A 14,573-nucleotide genomic window follows, 5' to 3' on the forward strand; every position below is an offset into this window, starting at 1 on the left:
AATAAAAGGCTCAGAGCAAATAGAGAGGATGTGGTGAGCACCTATGATTTTTCGTGATTGATAGGTGTGATTGCTTACCTTTTGCCATTTGTGCTGGTACAAATGAAAAGAATAGAGATATGTGAATTTTCGTATTCGGTTTTTAACCTCGCAGATGTTATCTGTTTCTTATATCGTTGACGGAAAGCTTTAATCTGGTTTTTTGTAAACAACATTGTTTGGGCAATATTGAGTCTGATCGGAATCGGACGTGATTTGAAAGGTCATGCTGTGAAAAACAAAGCAGGATGCAACTGTTAACATTGATTTATTTTGGAATTTATGGGTTTGGAACTTACGCTGACAGAATCTGCCTGTGAGCAGCTGGAAAGAAAAATTATTTTCCAGGAATTGGCTCCGGGAGCTATGCATTCTGAAAAAAATTTAGCCGAAGCCATAAACATGGGGAGAACCCCGGTTCGTGAGGCTTTACAAAAACTGGCGTGGGAGCAAATGGTGATCATCCACCCTCGCCGTGGTGTTCAGATTCAGAATGTCACTGTAGAAAGCCAGTTAAAACTACTGGAAGTACGCCGAGCATTGGAAGCTTTATGCGTCAAGCTGGCAGCTGAACGTGCGACACCTGTCCAGAAGAGTAGAATGAAAGAGCTGGCCACTGGTATTCTGCAGTGTGCCAGTGATCATGATGATGAACATTTTCTGGATTACTTGCGAGGATGTCACGAAGTGTTGGTAGAGGCCGCTCGCAATGAATATATCAGTAAAGTTATGAGACCGCTGCAAGGGCCTTCAAGGCTTTTCTGGTTTCGCTATCGTGAAGCGAATACTGATCACCCAGCTCAACTCCATGCTGACATTATGAACAGTGTTGCAGCTGGCGATGCGAGTGGTGCAGAGGAAGCTTCCCATGCGTTGATTGAGTATCTTCGCAACTTCGCTATGGCCTGTCTCTTCACATCCTGATAATTCGCAGAATTACAGTGTCTTGCCTATAACTGACCAGATTCTATGACCTTGCGGTACAGCGATGTCACTGGTTTCTGTGAATGGCAAGACATTTCACGCCCACCTTTGTCCCGACTGTGACCAGCTGCTAAAAACAGTTGCTCCATCGACAACACAGCGACTTCGCTGCCCCCGCTGTGGTCACCTTATCCGTTATGGAACCGGATCGTTGACAACCTGTCGTGCACTTACGCTGGCTGGGCTGATTCTTTATATTCCCGCAAACCTGCTACCTGTTCTGGAAATTACCATGTCGGGAGAAACCAGCAGCAACACAGTTTTTTCTGGTGTAGTGGCTCTCTGGCAGCAGCAATTGTTTGCAGTATCTGTGTTGGTTTTTCTTTTTGCTATCCTCGCTCCATTTCTCAGATTAAGCGCTTTGTTTTTCGTTCTTTTACCCAAGGGGACACTGAAAGGCAGTGGGCTGTTAGTTATGCGATTCCATCATGCTCTGCATGGTTGGGGAATGATGGACATTTTCTTGCTTGGGGCGTTGGTGGCAGTGGTGAAGATGCAGGATTTTGCCGCAGCTTCTGTGGAAACTGGAGCCTACTGTCTTGCTGCTATGATGCTTATGGAAATCAAGGCGTCCCATATTCTTCCCAAGCAAAACCTGTGGCGGCGATTCAAACCGGATGCCTTTCTATCCGGATGCCTTTCTATGAGGAAGCTATACCTTTGCCTGATTTGCGAACACACCTGTGTAGAGCACTCACTGCAAAAACATTTGCGCTGTTCTCGTTGTGGTAGTGCGCTTTTTCATCGAAAGCCTTCCAGCCTTTCCCGAACCTGGGCTCTGCTGATTGCAGCAGCTGTGCTTTATATTCCGGCAAACTTGTTGCCCATCATGCAGGTTATCAGCTTTGGGAAAGGGGAAGCTAACACGATTATGTCGGGTGTTGTTGCTCTGGCTCGCAGTGGCATGGTTCCTATTGCTGTTCTGGTGTTTACAGCAAGTATTGTTGTGCCGCTTTTTAAAATAATGGGGTTGGCGATTCTGTTGCTAAACGTCCACGGTCTTTTGAATGGAAGGCTGACTCGGTTATCCCGGCTGTACCGCTTTATTGAGTGGATTGGTCGCTGGTCCATGCTCGATATTTTTATGATCTCGATTCTGGTCTCTCTGGTTCAACTCAGGGTTCTTGAGATTCTGGCAGGTCCTGGTGCAACGGCTTTTGTTGCTGTGGTGATTCTTACCATCTTTGCCAGCCGCTCTTTCGATCTTCGTCTACTTTGGGATCGTCATCATCCAACGACGCAATAGCGATGGCTGAAGATCAGAAACAAGAGCCTCAGGAGCCAATCGTTGAAGAAAAGCGCCGATTGTCGCTTGTTTGGCTTATGCCCCTTGTTGCCCTGTGTGTTGCTGGCTGGCTGGGATGGCAGGCTTGGCAGGAAAGAGGTGTAAAGATAACCCTTCAGTTTGATAATGGAACCGGAATCGTCGCTGGCAGAACCCACGTTCGTTATAACGGTCTGGAAGTTGGCATGGTTGAAAGCGTTTCCATGCGGCCAGATTTAAAGGGGGTGGAAGCCCGGGTCAGTATGAATAAAGAAGTCAGCAGCTGGCTAACAGATAAAACGGAATTCTGGCTGGTGAAGCCGGAAATATCCCTGGCAGGAATTTCTGGAATAGAAGCGTTGCTGTCGGGTAATTACATCACCTTTAAACCAGAAAAAGGCAGACCTGCGCATCACTTTATTGCCCTGGATGATCCACCGCCCCTTGCGGAAGGAAAAGCCGGGTTACACATTACCCTGAGTGCCCCGGATGGAGGATCTCTCATTGCGGGTAGCCCGGTGTACTCAAAGCATATTTATGCTGGTGAAGTGGAGCGTGTCACTTTAAAAGACGATGGAAAATCTGTTCAGGTGGATATTTTTATTGAACCTGATTACGAACACTTGGTGCATACAAATACCCGCTTCTGGAATGTCAGTGGCGTTCACGTCAGTGGTTCTATATCCAATCTGCATCTACAGACAGGTTCTCTGCTTTCCATTTTAAAAGGAGGAATTGCGTTCACCACTCCAGAATGGGAAGCCCCTCAAAAGCAAGCTGTGCAAAAGGAACAGTTCCCCCTCTATTCCGATTACGAGGCGGCGCGTGCAGGAGTGTCTATTACCATTGAGTTCCCTCTCAGCGCGCACATCGTTCAGAAAGGGGCTCACATTATGTTTCATGGTGTGGAAGCTGGAGTTGTTAAATCCTATGACTTCAAAGAAGACCTCAGCGGTTTTTCTGTGGTGGTATCCATGGATCCTCAGGCAACACCTGCTCTTGTTGAGGGTGCAAAGTTCTGGCTTGTAGAGCCGCATATTACCCCACAGGGTATAGAAGGGCTGGAGACTTTGTTGTCCGGTCGTTATATCGCTATGGATATTACCGACACAGCGATTAAAAGAGGGGAGTCAAAGCGTTTATTCCGTGGTTCATTGCGCAAGCCTCCTCCAGGGCCGGATGTTCCGGGGCTGCACTTGCAGCTGACAACCGATGATGTTGAAGGTCTTTCAGAAGGCAGTGGGGTATGGATGCGTGGCGTGAAAATTGGTTCTGTTGAATCAATTGAATTGCAGAGTTCTGCTGTGAATATTTCTATTTTGATTGAGCCGCAGTATGCCCATTTCATCCGTTCTGGAGTGCGATGCTGGAAAACATCAGGTATATCCGTCAGTGGTGGCCTTTCTGGATTTCATGTACAGAGCCAACCTCTGGGAGCAATGATCTCTGGAGGCCTCACCTGCGAGGTTCCGGATAGCCGTGCACAAAGAGAGAAAAATGGAAGAATATTTCCGTTGTATTCCACAAGAGAGCAGGCTTTCAAACAGGGCAGACATTTCAAGCTGATAGCTGCCAACAAGAAATCTATAGATGCAGGCACAGCGATTCTTTATCACGGTGAAAAGGTTGGTGAGGTTGAAAGAGGCAAGTTAGGTAACCCTGCCGACAGGGTAGAAATTGATATTATTATTTATTCTCCATACGAGGCGCTGGTGACTGAGAACAGTCGGTTCTGGAGTGTGAGTGGGCTTGATGTGCATTTCAGTGCGTTCAGGGGAATAGAGATTCAAACCCCGACCTTTGAAAGCATGATTCGTGGAGGAATTGCGTTCGCCACGCCAGAAGTGGCGGAACCAGCCTCAGAATGTGCCAGCTTTATTCTGCATGGGACTCCAAAAGATGAGTGGGAACACTGGAATCCGCCGATTTATTTAAAAAAAGATCTTTTGGTTAAAGGTGCTAAAAAGGTGGTCGATAAATAGCTTTCCCTTAGACGATAAAAGAAAAACAATGATGACAGCACCCAAAAACGATACCAGTAAGGAAAAGGGGCGGAGTTCTTTTCTCTCCTTCAGTAGTCTGCGACGCAAACTCACCAGTAAGAAGAATTCCTCTCTACAGATAAGAAAGAACTCCTGAGAGTTATTTGCACTGATAGCCCTCAGCTGCCAAAAGTTTGCAAACCAACTCTGCAATCATTGTGTGTCCCCGGGACGTTAGGTTGAAATTGTCGTAGAACAACCGTTTGTCTGGCTCGTTACAGCGAGCCACGGTTTTACCAATAAATCGGTACGCAGCTTTCAGGGAAGAAGCGTCCTGAGTGATAGGGGCAGTGAGAACAGTTTTCGTGGAAAGTCTGGGAACATGAACCAGTGTGTAATCCTGCTGGTTGATATGTGGGTTATCAGCAGAGTGCAGACAGGGATCAAGGGAAAGGTTTAGCTCACCAGCCGTTTTGGAAATTTTATCGGTGTCCGAGAGAGTGATAAACCGTACGCCCGGATGAGCGGCTTGCATCTCTGTAATCATGTTTTCAAGTTGATAGTTATGGCGATCAACCAGCCGCTGAATGTTGTATTTTTTTTCTGGTGGTAACTGAGCTATGCCGGGAAGCATTAATGGTGACAGCTGATTAATCAGGAAATGTTTTGCACCATCTCTTTCTACAAGAGTGCTGATACTTTCCCTCAGAACGAGGATAACTTCTTCCGGGTTTGCTTCGTCAATCACATAATCATCTGAACCATAAGCAATGATATACAGCGTTGTTTCTGGATCTCTGACACCTGCATATTTGTTTCTATTTCCGTAGTCTCCCACCATATATTCGAAGCTGGGTGGAACACCGCTTTTTAACAGGTTTTCGAAGCGTGATTTTCCAGAGTCACTCATGTTCCCTGTTGCTTGAGCCCAAAAACCCTGTTGTCTGTTTTGCGCTCCATCTTTGTTGAACAATGCATTGGCCATACCAAGACCAATGTCCATATAACCTAACCAGCTTCTGAAAGAGAGCATATCTTCTTCTGAAAGACGCTGGCGAATATGGCTGCCAGCGTAGGCAAGGCTTATAAACTGGGAAGGTTCATCGGGGTTTATTCCCATTTTGTGTGCCAGCACCTCTACCCAGACTCGAGAACCATTAGTAAACCTCCCCCCCTGATTATAAAGCTGACCCGGTGGCAAAACCGGCAGACCAACACTGGGGTAAAGCCAGAGTAGCGACTTTAAGAGCAGTTCATTTCTATCGATGACATAATCCAGGGGGCGCCCCAGCAAGTGACCTATCCCAGTTTGATAGAGTGCTAGTGAAAGTGTTGATAACGGGATCAGGCGAGTCAGTGTGGGGTAATCTTTTAGAAACTTAATTTTATCCAGATGTTTATCCAGCCCGGTGGCATAAGCCCCCACTCCCAGCAAAAGAGAAATTGCTGCAGAGGAACCCATATCAATCACATCAGGGCCGTGGTAACGGATATCTTCTCGTAGTCGGGAAGGTTTTTTACGGCCTGCCAGTTCGTCAAACAAGTCCCGGGTGTTGCCTGTATCGCTATGAGCATTTCCAAATACCACCATATGTTTGATGGTTATCGGAGTCTCATCTGCCAGTAGGTGACTGACATGGAGAAGCACAAGAATGGAAATCCCAGAGAAGAACCGTCTGAAAATTTTTGTTCCACACATAGCGTTTGTCCCGGATTTGAACCGCAGGAGCTTATGCCAACAATCGCGAGGCCGCTATTCTGATTAGAGAGATTATGGATGAGTAAAAAATATGCGGATGCTGAAACGCTGCCCTTCATGTCGTGGAGATGCCGAAATTATTGAGTTTCCGGTTTCTAATGACATTTTATGGCAGATTAACTGCCAACATTGCGGGCTGGCAACGGAGCTGGATGATGACCGGGGGATGTCTATCCAGCACTGGAACCGGCGAGATCAGGAAGAAAGGATGCGATCCCTGATCACCATACTGGTTGTTCTTTTTCCTGCAGGTATGCTCATTATGTTTTTTCTTGGACTTTTCTTTGGGGGTGTTCTTCTGGGGGGAGAACAGCAGATCTAAACAGTTTGCACTACTTTCTTAGCTTGTTCCTCAGAGTCTGTAACTTGGAGAGCCCGGCTATGTTGACCCTGTGTGAAGCCTGTCAGCGTAAGAGCAAGTGCTACTGCTACTCTCTGCTCTCACTACTTTCTCTGATTCTTATCTTTTTCATACCATCACTGGCCAGTGCTGAGCTAACGGACTGCAGTGATCTGAAAGTCATAATGGAGAGCAGCAAAAATAACTTTAAGAATCATCGCACTGGCCCTCAGTTTTTTAATCAGCTGACCATCTGGAGTACCGATCTGGAACTTGCCGGGCAGGAGTGTCAGGTATGGCAGTGGGGTGCTGGTAACTACAGCTATGTCTGTACTCGTAGTTTTCCGATAAAGGAGGCTGGGAAAAATTTTGTTCGTGAAACTACCAACAAATTGAAGAATTGTTTTTCAAAAGAGCTCGATATAACTGATCAGTCACATTTGATAGACGATGGTATTTACACTCGTGCCCGCTGGGAAAAAGATAAGCGAAGAATTGATATGTTCCTCACCAACAACAGCGGCTTATTCAAAGATTCGTGGACTTTCTATTTCATGGTGACTGTAGCGAGTGGTTTCCCACTGAAATCTCTGCAAGACGGGCTTAAGAAAAAGGACGATCAATAAAAAAGAAGATAAATAAATCAGTGGATTGCCTGTGCTCCTGAACCTGTTGGGAAAAGGTTCAGGAGAACAAGCTGCATCCTAAGAAGAAAGAACTTTAATCAGGCGTTCGGTTTGCTCTCGTGTGCCGATGGTTATCCTTAAACCTTTTCTGCCATCGCCATCACTCTTGGGGCGAACAAGAATGCCCGCATCTATAAGAGCCTTATTCATTTCATCGGGATTGTCCGGGAACAACCAGATGTAGTTGGCGCTACTGGGCCAGTAGCTCAGGTTGTTCTTGTCCAGCCACTTCTCCAGCAAAGGTTTGGATTCGTTCATCACCTCTTTCACATAATCTCTTGTGTATTCGGGGTGATTAAGTGCTGCCTGTACTGCAATCACAGCCAGCTGGTTGACATCGTAAGGCCCGCGAACACTGAGAAGAGGGAGAATATTGCTGGCAGAAGAGAGAACATAACCAAAGCGGATAGATGGCAGTCCCCATGTTTTTGAAAATGTTCTGGTGATAACAATATTTGGGTATTGCTCCAGAACACCTGCAACTGAGAGTTGTGTGTACTCGTAGTAACACTCATCCACCAGAATTGTGCAATCTGGTGCTGCTGCAGCAATGCGCAGAATGTCTTCTTTCGGTACAGCTGTTCCGCAGGGGTTGTTTGGATTCGCAATAACAATAAGTTTGGTCTTATCAGTGATGCTGGCAAGAACCTCGTCAACCGGGAATCCCTTTTTCTTTGAGTAGGCCGGTTCGATAATCTTGAGGTTTTCAATCCGGGCGCACTGGTGGTACATCGCAAAAGTGGGGCCGGGAATAATGGCTTCATCACCTGCATTGCAGGACGCACGGATGATCAAATCAATGCCTTGATCAGAACCATTGGTGATCATCACTTGATCTTCATTCACACCACAGTAACTGGCAAGACGCTCCGTAATATCGCCATAACTTGGGTAAGTCTGCATGCAGCCACTGTGAATGTAGTCGGTTAATGCATCCATAACCGGCTTGCTGACAGGAAGGGTCCGCTCATTGAAATCCAGTAAAAGGTGGCTTTTGGGGCTGCGGCCTTCCAGTGGTGGTTTGTACGCGCCCATCTGGCGGATGTGTGCCTTGAAAATGCTCATACAGCAGCCCTTTGTGCAGATTTATTAATTAATTTTCTGGGAATAGTATGCAGCGTTGGGCGGCTTTACCAGCCCGCCACGTTTTGGGAGGCTATTTAATCATGGTTTGACTCATTGTCATCATTAGCGCTGGCACTGCTTTCTGTTCGATGCAGTCGCTTTGCATGTTTAAGGATATCTTCTTCATCGGCATTAATTCGCAATTCCAGCTGAGGCTCTTTGTTTTTTGGGGATTTCTTTTTGGTTTTTTTTAGTGATGGTGTACTGAGATCACCAGGATCTTTGTATTTACTGCGATCTGGTGCTCCACGGGAGAAGGTAAAGCTTATTCCACTACTTTCTGTTTTGTGGGAGAAAGCGCTGATGACCATTTGTATATAATGCTGCTCATAATCAAACAGTTCACCCTTGGCGTTGTAAACCTCCTGGCCGTGTTCAAACACTTGGTTTCTGTAAACAACATACTGGTCATGTAGGTCCTGCACTGAAGTTTCTTGTCTCAGTCGTGTGGAAAGGTTGTCGCACCCCCCTTTGAGAAAGGCGTAACCGTCTCCTACATGGTCTTCTCCAACGCCACCTTCGCCTGCGAGGGTGGGTATGAGTTGCACAACCTTTGTACTGTTGGGCATACGGATCTTAATCACGATCTGCAACTTGTTAGCCAGAATATCAGCCTCTGCCGGTGTCATGGAGGCAAGCTCCATTGATATGTCCAATTGATCTCTCAGCCATAACTTAGACATGACTCCGGTCAGTTTCTTCTTGGCATCTTCGAACTGTGCTTCAGCTTCTGTTTTTGGTTGAGGCGTTGGAGTGGAACCTGTTGAAGGGGTCGTTTTACGGTTGCTAACGTCGGTATCTCTTTGGGGGGGAGGGTTTCCCTTATCTCCATGATCTACTGAATGATCTGCTGAAGGAGCAGTTTTGGTTACCTTCCTGCGAAGGGGGGACCTATGATGAGGGTTACCTCCATGATCGCTATCCACTGGAGGGTTGGAGGCGCTTGTTGGGCCAGTACCGCCAGCTCTTCCTGTTGGTGTGCTCATGGTGCCTCCTGACGAGTGAAATCACTGATTAGATAATTATCAATATTCCCCGCCAGAGGGAGAACAAAGCTCTTTTCAGCAACGGTGCCTTTATAAATGGTACGCAGTTTCAGAACCGGTTTACGGCCCTGAAGAGCGATGTATGTGAGCACATGAAGATCTGAATCCGGTGTAATAGCCAGTACTGGGTCGGTCAAGTTTCGGCCGGATACCAGTCGAATAGATTCCTTGCTTCTGGACTCTGCGTAAATACCATCGGCTCGGTAACTGAGAGGGACGAGAGTTCGGTTGGTTTGCTGAAGCTCTATGTTTCGATCCTGCTGCAGGATCTTGTCACTGGTTACGCCTGTCAGGCTGATTGTAGCAATCCGGCGCTCGCCATTAAGGGTGCGATAAATGATCGTGGCCTGCAGGTCTTCATCGGGCGCTGGTGGCCAAGTGGGAAAGCGCAGGCAGCCACTGACAAAAAGGGCAATCAGTACTGTTGCGACAAGCGTGCGAACGGGAAAATATTGCATTCTTTGCCGAAGTCCTGTTTCTGAACCGGGCCGGATGGAGCCGGCTTTTACAGATCATCGGCAAAGAACTGGAGTATATGAGGCTATTTTTGGGGAGTGAGGCAATCCCGAATCGAGATGGAAAGCTGCTCCAGAAACTCTGGATAGGCACGAGGGTGGGGCTGAACATCTGATGCCAGCGGATCAATAACAGCCACCCTCACCGGAAGCCCGTTTATCATGGCGTCCAGATAGGCAGGTTCAAACTGAGGCTCGCGGAAAACGCAGGTTTTACCAGCTTTCTTGAGCTTGTTACGCAGTTGTAACATATGTCGTGCTCCAGGCTGCTGTTCGGGACTCAGAGTGAAAACGTCGAGAACTTTCAGGTCGTAATGACGGGTGAAATAACCCCAGGCATCATGGAAAATAAAGAAACCCTTCTGGTGGAGGTCATTCAAGACTTGTTTATTAATGCTGTCTGACTTCTTCACCAGGTCAACAAAGCTCAGATAGTTCGCTTGATAGGTTTCCGCATTCGGCTTATCAACTTCTGAGAGCGCTTGCATCATAGCTCTGGCCATAGCAATAGCATTGTCTGGAGACAACCAGATATGGGGATCATGGCTACCGTGGTCATGGCCTTCATGGTTGTGACCGTGACCATTGTGACCGTAACCATTGTGGCCTTTTTCCATATCCTTCATTTTCTGCTGTACATCTTCCCTATCTGCGCTGAGAAAGCGTTCTACTTTGACATTGGGAGCATCCATCATGGCAATGGAGTAAGTGTTGCCAACGTAACGATCAAGAGGAGTGGCCAGGAAACCCTCCAGATCTTCCCCTATCCAGAAAACCAGATCAGCGGAGGCCAGATTCTTGATGTCAGATGGCTTAAGGCTGTAATCGTGGGGGGATGTTCCGGGCTGTAAGATAAGCTCTGGGGTTGTAACACCATCTGTAATTGCTGTCGCAATTAACTCCAGAGGTTTGATGCTAACCAGTACCTTTGGTTCTTCCTTCGCAATGGAAACAGGTGATATTAACATCAGGAAAGGCAGTAACAGGCGCGTTACTGTGCGAAGGCTACGAAAATACAACATGGCGTGATCGGAGCGTCTTATTGTGATTTGAGGATGTTATATTATTACATTGTTGGGCTAAATCAAGAAACCGGTAAGTTGTTCTAAAAGGCCGCCGATAGCGTGGCTATGAATCTCGAGACCTTCCTTATAGCCATACCAGCACTGATAGCAGGATGGATTGCCATTTATAGCCTGAAAAACGGTATAGGACCGGTTCCCACAAACCGTTTGGTTAAAAGGAGATTATTTGGCTTTATACCTGACAAGGTATCCGGCGATATTTTTGAGTTGGGCGCTGGTTGGGGAGGGGTATCGCTGGAGCTGGCCAGACACTATCCAGCGCAGAAGGTGATAGCTGTTGAGAATTCTTTACCCGTTTGGTTGTTTTGCTGGCTGCGAGCGCGAATTAGCGGATTGAATAACCTGGAAATTCGGTTTGGAGATATTTATCAGACAAACCTGAAAAATGCAGGCATGGTTTACTGTTACCTCTATCCCAAGGCGATGATAAAACTTGCACCCCAGCTGCAGGTACTACCCGCAGGGTGTGTTCTTATCAGTAACACTTTCTCGGCTCCGGGTATGGAGCCGGAAAGCTGCATGCAGGCAACGGATCTCTGGAAAAGCCAGATCTACTGTTACCGGTTTTAAGACAATAAACGCCCCCTACTAGAGGTTATCCCAGTAGTTGTCTTCAGACATGGACTCCAGGCGTTTCTTTTCTGCACGATCTTCAATTGCCCTGCGAATGTGCAGTTGCCGCTGAGAGGCTTTCTCCGGAAGTTCAACAACAGCCTTTTTACCGGGAGTCAGATCATACATACCTGTATCAGCTGGTCGTTCTGCGACGATATCTGTCATTGTCGATCCCCTTTTTTTCTTTTTTCTTGTTAGGCCAGTGCAACCAGTTCTGGCGTCCTTACCACTGCGTCCAGAGGTTTAAACCTGGGTGACCCTCAGGGTTCGCAGATTCTGCTTCACATTTTCTAACTGCTCTGCAAGTTCAGGGCCACGTGTGTGTGCAACACCCATAGCCAGAATATCTATGATGGTTAAGTGAACAATACGTGAGGTTAATGGCGTATATATGTCAGTGTCCTCTGGCACATTTACAGCAATTGTTAGTTCCGTATGGTTAGCCAGAGGTGAGTCTCCCGGGCACAGGGCTATAACGTGTGCTTCCTGTTTGCGCGCCAGTGTTACCATATGTAGCAATTCTCTGGTTCGCCCTGTCTGGGAGATTGCTAAAACAGCGTCGTCTTTTCCCAGGGTTGCTGCAGATATGGACTGCATATGCGGATCGGAATAAGCAGAAGCATTTACCTGCAGCCGAAAGAACTTATGCTGTGCATCGTTGGCTACATTGCCAGACGCCCCGAAACCGTAAAATTCAATACGGCGAGCCCTGCTGAGAATCTGAATAGTTTTATCAAGGGTTTCAGAGCAAATGCTGTTGCGGACATCCAGCAGACTGTGAACAGTGGCATCAAAGACTTTGCGGGTAATGATTTTTGTGTCGTCGCCATCGGCAACTACAAAGCGGGAGAAGTCGTTACCGGATGCCAGGGTTTGAGCCAGATGAAGTTTAAAATCCTGAAACCCCGTGCACTCAATAGCTTTGCAAAAACGCACGACAGTAGGTTCGCTGACCTCACACTGCGCCGCAAGCTCTGCAATGCTGGTACGAACAACACTCTGTGGATTTTTAGCAACGTAATCAGCAACCTTTTGTTCTGATCGCCTGAGCTGGTTGCGTTTTTGCTCTATCTGCCTGAGCAGGTTTGTTGTTGGCATTTCCCTGCTTTCACCACATGATCTGGTATTTTTTCAAGAGGTGATTTTTATTTGGGAGAGTTATACAGCAAATTGCGGGATACCACTATACCGTTGGTGGTAGAAATTAAGAGAGCCAACTCCTTATTAATAAATATGGTGTCATATCAACAGGCTTGCCATTTACAAGCTTTTGCAGGATTTCACGGGGTTTATTTGTTGATGAAATTCATGAAAAGAAGGGGCTCTCTGTAATACTCTGCCTTCTGCAGGTTTCCTGCTTGCTTCATGAACGACCTAACCCGCTGGGATCATCAGGAACTGCACAGCCATGTGGACATTGATGTAGACACTGTCACTCTGGCTTTGTGTCAGCATGCTGGTGGAAACAGTGAACCGAAAGTAAGCGTCGGTGGTCGTGTTGAGACCGGTCAGATTATTGCCGAAATGCCTGAAGGAAAGCTGGGCTCCACCATCCATTCCAGTATTAACGGCACGGTTACTGTCGTGGATAGCGACAGCATTATAATTAGCAGGAAGGCAGCATGAACAAAGCGCTGGGATTACTCGAATTCAGCAGTACTGCCAAAGGCGCGGAAGCAACGGATGCCATGACCAAGGCGGCAGCCGTTAAGCTGGATGAGAACGCCTCTGGTCAGGGAGAAAAACGAAAAGCTGTCCAGAATGTCTATAAATCTAACAGTTTGGTGATTCATTTCTTGTTTTCCAACCTCTACCTTTCAGTGAGACGTCATATAAATAGGGAGTAATAGGTTAATGGGCAGAGTCACTTTTCTTGCACGTTGGCATAGCAAAGACAGAAAAATCCGGTTGGGAGCAGTTAATAATATGATGGGAGGCTACCGGTGCAGGTGCGTGCCCTAGTCTCTCCCGGTTCTGTGGACTCCAGTCGCAGTGCTTCAACTCGATTGGAACCTTCGTCTCATTGGTTCGATATGAGAAGTGTGTATTGCACTCCCTCTCAGCCAAGAGGGCGAGGACGAGGGACGTACGTAAAATTACAGTCTACCCTTGAGCCAACCCCTTTATATGGTCGATCCCAAAACTTGTTTGATCCCCTTTCTTCGCAGAGGGTGGGTAAAAAAAGAAACGTAAGCCAGTCTGAAGAGGCGTTGCCTTTTAAAGAAAGGGTTGATTTAGCTTGTGACACGCTAAAGAAATTGAAACACAACCCTGATGATATATTTGCTACCTGTCAGGCTGTCGTAAAAAAATACAAAGAGCTTGTCTCTCTTTGCGACGGGAAAATCCTTGAAATAACATATCTTAAGGAAAAGTTTGAAAGTGTATTCACTCCATTTCTTGAATCTCTTCTCGATGAAATCGATAGTCAGATTGATGAGTGTCGGGGGCGAACTTATTATTTTGACTTAATGGGTGTTGTTGCTTCTTCGTCTATTCTGGATCGTCATGATTCAAAATATAAAATAATGCATGAATCTATTTCTGGAGTGATTCATCGTCTTGTTCAATGTGAACTCGCCTATCTTGAATTTAGAAATCAGTGTTCGGATCACAGAGGGATCAAGGAGACTGTTAATTCTCTTGATAAGATATTGGACGAAGATAAATCTTGTTTTAAATCCAGGTTTTTTACGTTGAGGGAGATAGAATATTATCGAAGTCGGCTTCATGCCATAATACAAACATTAAAAAATGCACCTCCGGAGGGAATTAAAGATTCTTTTGTTGCTGCAATTTCTGAAGGTAATTTGTTGAAAGCAAGTAGTATCCTGAAAAATGAAGTGAGGCAAATGTCTGCCACATTCAAATATAAAAAGAGAACACTGGATGATTTAATTCTCCATGATATTGTCGATATTTCAAAGAAGAAACAAAATCTTGAATTCTCTAATAATGTAAATATGTTAAAGAGCTTGTGTACGTTTTCTGAAACTTATCAGGATGTTCTCTGTTTCATGCCTCTTGTAAGAAAAGCCTTGAAAGTACTCTGTCGATCGACAGTGAAAAAGGGGCTCTTTCGCAGGTTGGCTGATCATTTCTGAGCCTCCTGTCGAATTTTCAGATACAGATA

16 protein-coding genes are annotated in these 14,573 nt (G+C 46.4%); 9 read left to right on the forward strand and 7 right to left on the reverse strand.

Annotated features, from left to right (window positions below; all coding sequences use genetic code 11):
• The first annotated feature begins 321 nt into the window (after nucleotides 1-321).
• The 3 genes from QMA35_RS11540 to QMA35_RS11550 all read left to right on the forward strand — a co-directional run bounded on the left by QMA35_RS11540 (nucleotide 322) and on the right by QMA35_RS11550 (nucleotide 4,269).
• Complete coding sequence (locus QMA35_RS11540; protein ID WP_281647303.1) at nucleotides 322-963, forward strand: GntR family transcriptional regulator; 642 nt, start codon at nucleotides 322-324, stop codon at nucleotides 961-963.
• A 211-nt stretch (nucleotides 964-1,174) separates the two neighbouring features.
• Nucleotides 1,175-2,269: a paraquat-inducible protein A gene (locus QMA35_RS11545; RefSeq protein WP_281647304.1), complete on the forward strand. Its 1,095-nt coding sequence runs from the start codon at nucleotides 1,175-1,177 to the stop codon at nucleotides 2,267-2,269.
• A 2-nt stretch (nucleotides 2,270-2,271) separates the two neighbouring features.
• Complete coding sequence (locus tag QMA35_RS11550; RefSeq protein ID WP_281647305.1) at nucleotides 2,272-4,269, forward strand: MlaD family protein; 1,998 nt, start codon at nucleotides 2,272-2,274, stop codon at nucleotides 4,267-4,269.
• 160 nt (nucleotides 4,270-4,429) lie between these two features.
• On the opposite strand, the gene QMA35_RS11555 is transcribed toward QMA35_RS11550, so the two are convergent.
• Complete coding sequence (locus QMA35_RS11555; RefSeq protein ID WP_281647306.1) at nucleotides 4,430-5,968, reverse strand: SGNH/GDSL hydrolase family protein; 1,539 nt, start codon at nucleotides 5,966-5,968, stop codon at nucleotides 4,430-4,432.
• A 91-nt stretch (nucleotides 5,969-6,059) separates the two neighbouring features.
• Here QMA35_RS11555 and QMA35_RS11560 point away from each other — a divergent pair, with 91 nt between their 5' ends.
• Together QMA35_RS11560 and QMA35_RS11565 are read left to right on the forward strand one after the other, a co-directional pair.
• Entirely contained in the window at nucleotides 6,060-6,350 is a 291-nt protein-coding gene (locus QMA35_RS11560) for a Lar family restriction alleviation protein (RefSeq protein ID WP_281647307.1), read from the forward strand.
• 59 nt (nucleotides 6,351-6,409) lie between these two features.
• Nucleotides 6,410-6,994, forward strand: coding sequence for a hypothetical protein (locus QMA35_RS11565; protein ID WP_281647308.1), 585 nt, complete (start codon nucleotides 6,410-6,412; stop codon nucleotides 6,992-6,994).
• Nucleotides 6,995-7,072: 78 nt separating this feature from the next.
• Here QMA35_RS11565 and QMA35_RS11570 read toward each other — a convergent pair whose 3' ends face one another.
• The 4 genes from QMA35_RS11570 to znuA form a co-directional block, all read right to left on the reverse strand.
• Entirely contained in the window at nucleotides 7,073-8,119 is a 1,047-nt protein-coding gene (locus QMA35_RS11570) for a histidinol-phosphate transaminase (RefSeq protein WP_281647309.1), read from the reverse strand.
• Nucleotides 8,120-8,214: 95 nt separating this feature from the next.
• The gene (locus QMA35_RS11575; protein ID WP_281647310.1) at nucleotides 8,215-9,165 is read right to left on the reverse strand and encodes a hypothetical protein; all 951 of its coding nucleotides are present in this window, start codon (nucleotides 9,163-9,165) and stop codon (nucleotides 8,215-8,217) included.
• Entirely contained in the window at nucleotides 9,162-9,683 is a 522-nt protein-coding gene (locus QMA35_RS11580; RefSeq protein WP_281647311.1) for a hypothetical protein, read from the reverse strand. The genes QMA35_RS11575 and QMA35_RS11580 overlap by 4 nt, the downstream gene beginning before the upstream one ends.
• Before the next feature lie 83 nt (nucleotides 9,684-9,766).
• A complete protein-coding gene (gene znuA, locus QMA35_RS11585) occupies nucleotides 9,767-10,708 on the reverse strand; it encodes a zinc ABC transporter substrate-binding protein ZnuA (protein WP_281647312.1) in 942 nt (313 codons plus the stop codon).
• 162 nt (nucleotides 10,709-10,870) lie between these two features.
• Here znuA and QMA35_RS11590 point away from each other — a divergent pair, with 162 nt between their 5' ends.
• On the forward strand, nucleotides 10,871-11,395 hold the full coding sequence (locus QMA35_RS11590) for a hypothetical protein (protein ID WP_281647313.1): 525 nt from the start codon (nucleotides 10,871-10,873) through the stop codon (nucleotides 11,393-11,395).
• An 18-nt stretch (nucleotides 11,396-11,413) separates the two neighbouring features.
• On the opposite strand, the gene QMA35_RS11595 is transcribed toward QMA35_RS11590, so the two are convergent.
• Nucleotides 11,414-11,605: a hypothetical protein gene (locus QMA35_RS11595; RefSeq protein ID WP_281647314.1), complete on the reverse strand. Its 192-nt coding sequence runs from the start codon at nucleotides 11,603-11,605 to the stop codon at nucleotides 11,414-11,416.
• A gap of 78 nt (nucleotides 11,606-11,683) precedes the next feature.
• Complete coding sequence (gene hexR, locus QMA35_RS11600; RefSeq protein ID WP_281647315.1) at nucleotides 11,684-12,538, reverse strand: transcriptional regulator HexR; 855 nt, start codon at nucleotides 12,536-12,538, stop codon at nucleotides 11,684-11,686.
• 267 nt (nucleotides 12,539-12,805) lie between these two features.
• Between hexR and QMA35_RS11605 the strand changes: the two genes are divergently transcribed.
• The 3 genes from QMA35_RS11605 to QMA35_RS11615 all read left to right on the forward strand — a co-directional run bounded on the left by QMA35_RS11605 (nucleotide 12,806) and on the right by QMA35_RS11615 (nucleotide 14,544).
• Complete coding sequence (locus tag QMA35_RS11605) at nucleotides 12,806-13,066, forward strand: hypothetical protein (RefSeq protein ID WP_281647316.1); 261 nt, start codon at nucleotides 12,806-12,808, stop codon at nucleotides 13,064-13,066.
• Nucleotides 13,063-13,287 (forward strand): BMC domain-containing protein, encoded by a 225-nt coding sequence (locus QMA35_RS11610; protein ID WP_281647317.1) that lies wholly within the window; start codon nucleotides 13,063-13,065, stop codon nucleotides 13,285-13,287. The genes QMA35_RS11605 and QMA35_RS11610 overlap by 4 nt, the downstream gene beginning before the upstream one ends.
• 297 nt (nucleotides 13,288-13,584) lie before the next feature.
• The gene (locus QMA35_RS11615; RefSeq protein ID WP_281647318.1) at nucleotides 13,585-14,544 is read left to right on the forward strand and encodes a hypothetical protein; all 960 of its coding nucleotides are present in this window, start codon (nucleotides 13,585-13,587) and stop codon (nucleotides 14,542-14,544) included.
• Nucleotides 14,545-14,573 lie beyond the last annotated feature (29 nt).

Origin of the sequence: Parendozoicomonas sp. Alg238-R29 (assembly GCF_947331445.1) — a bacterium.
Taxonomy (GTDB): domain Bacteria; phylum Pseudomonadota; class Gammaproteobacteria; order Pseudomonadales; family Endozoicomonadaceae; genus Sansalvadorimonas.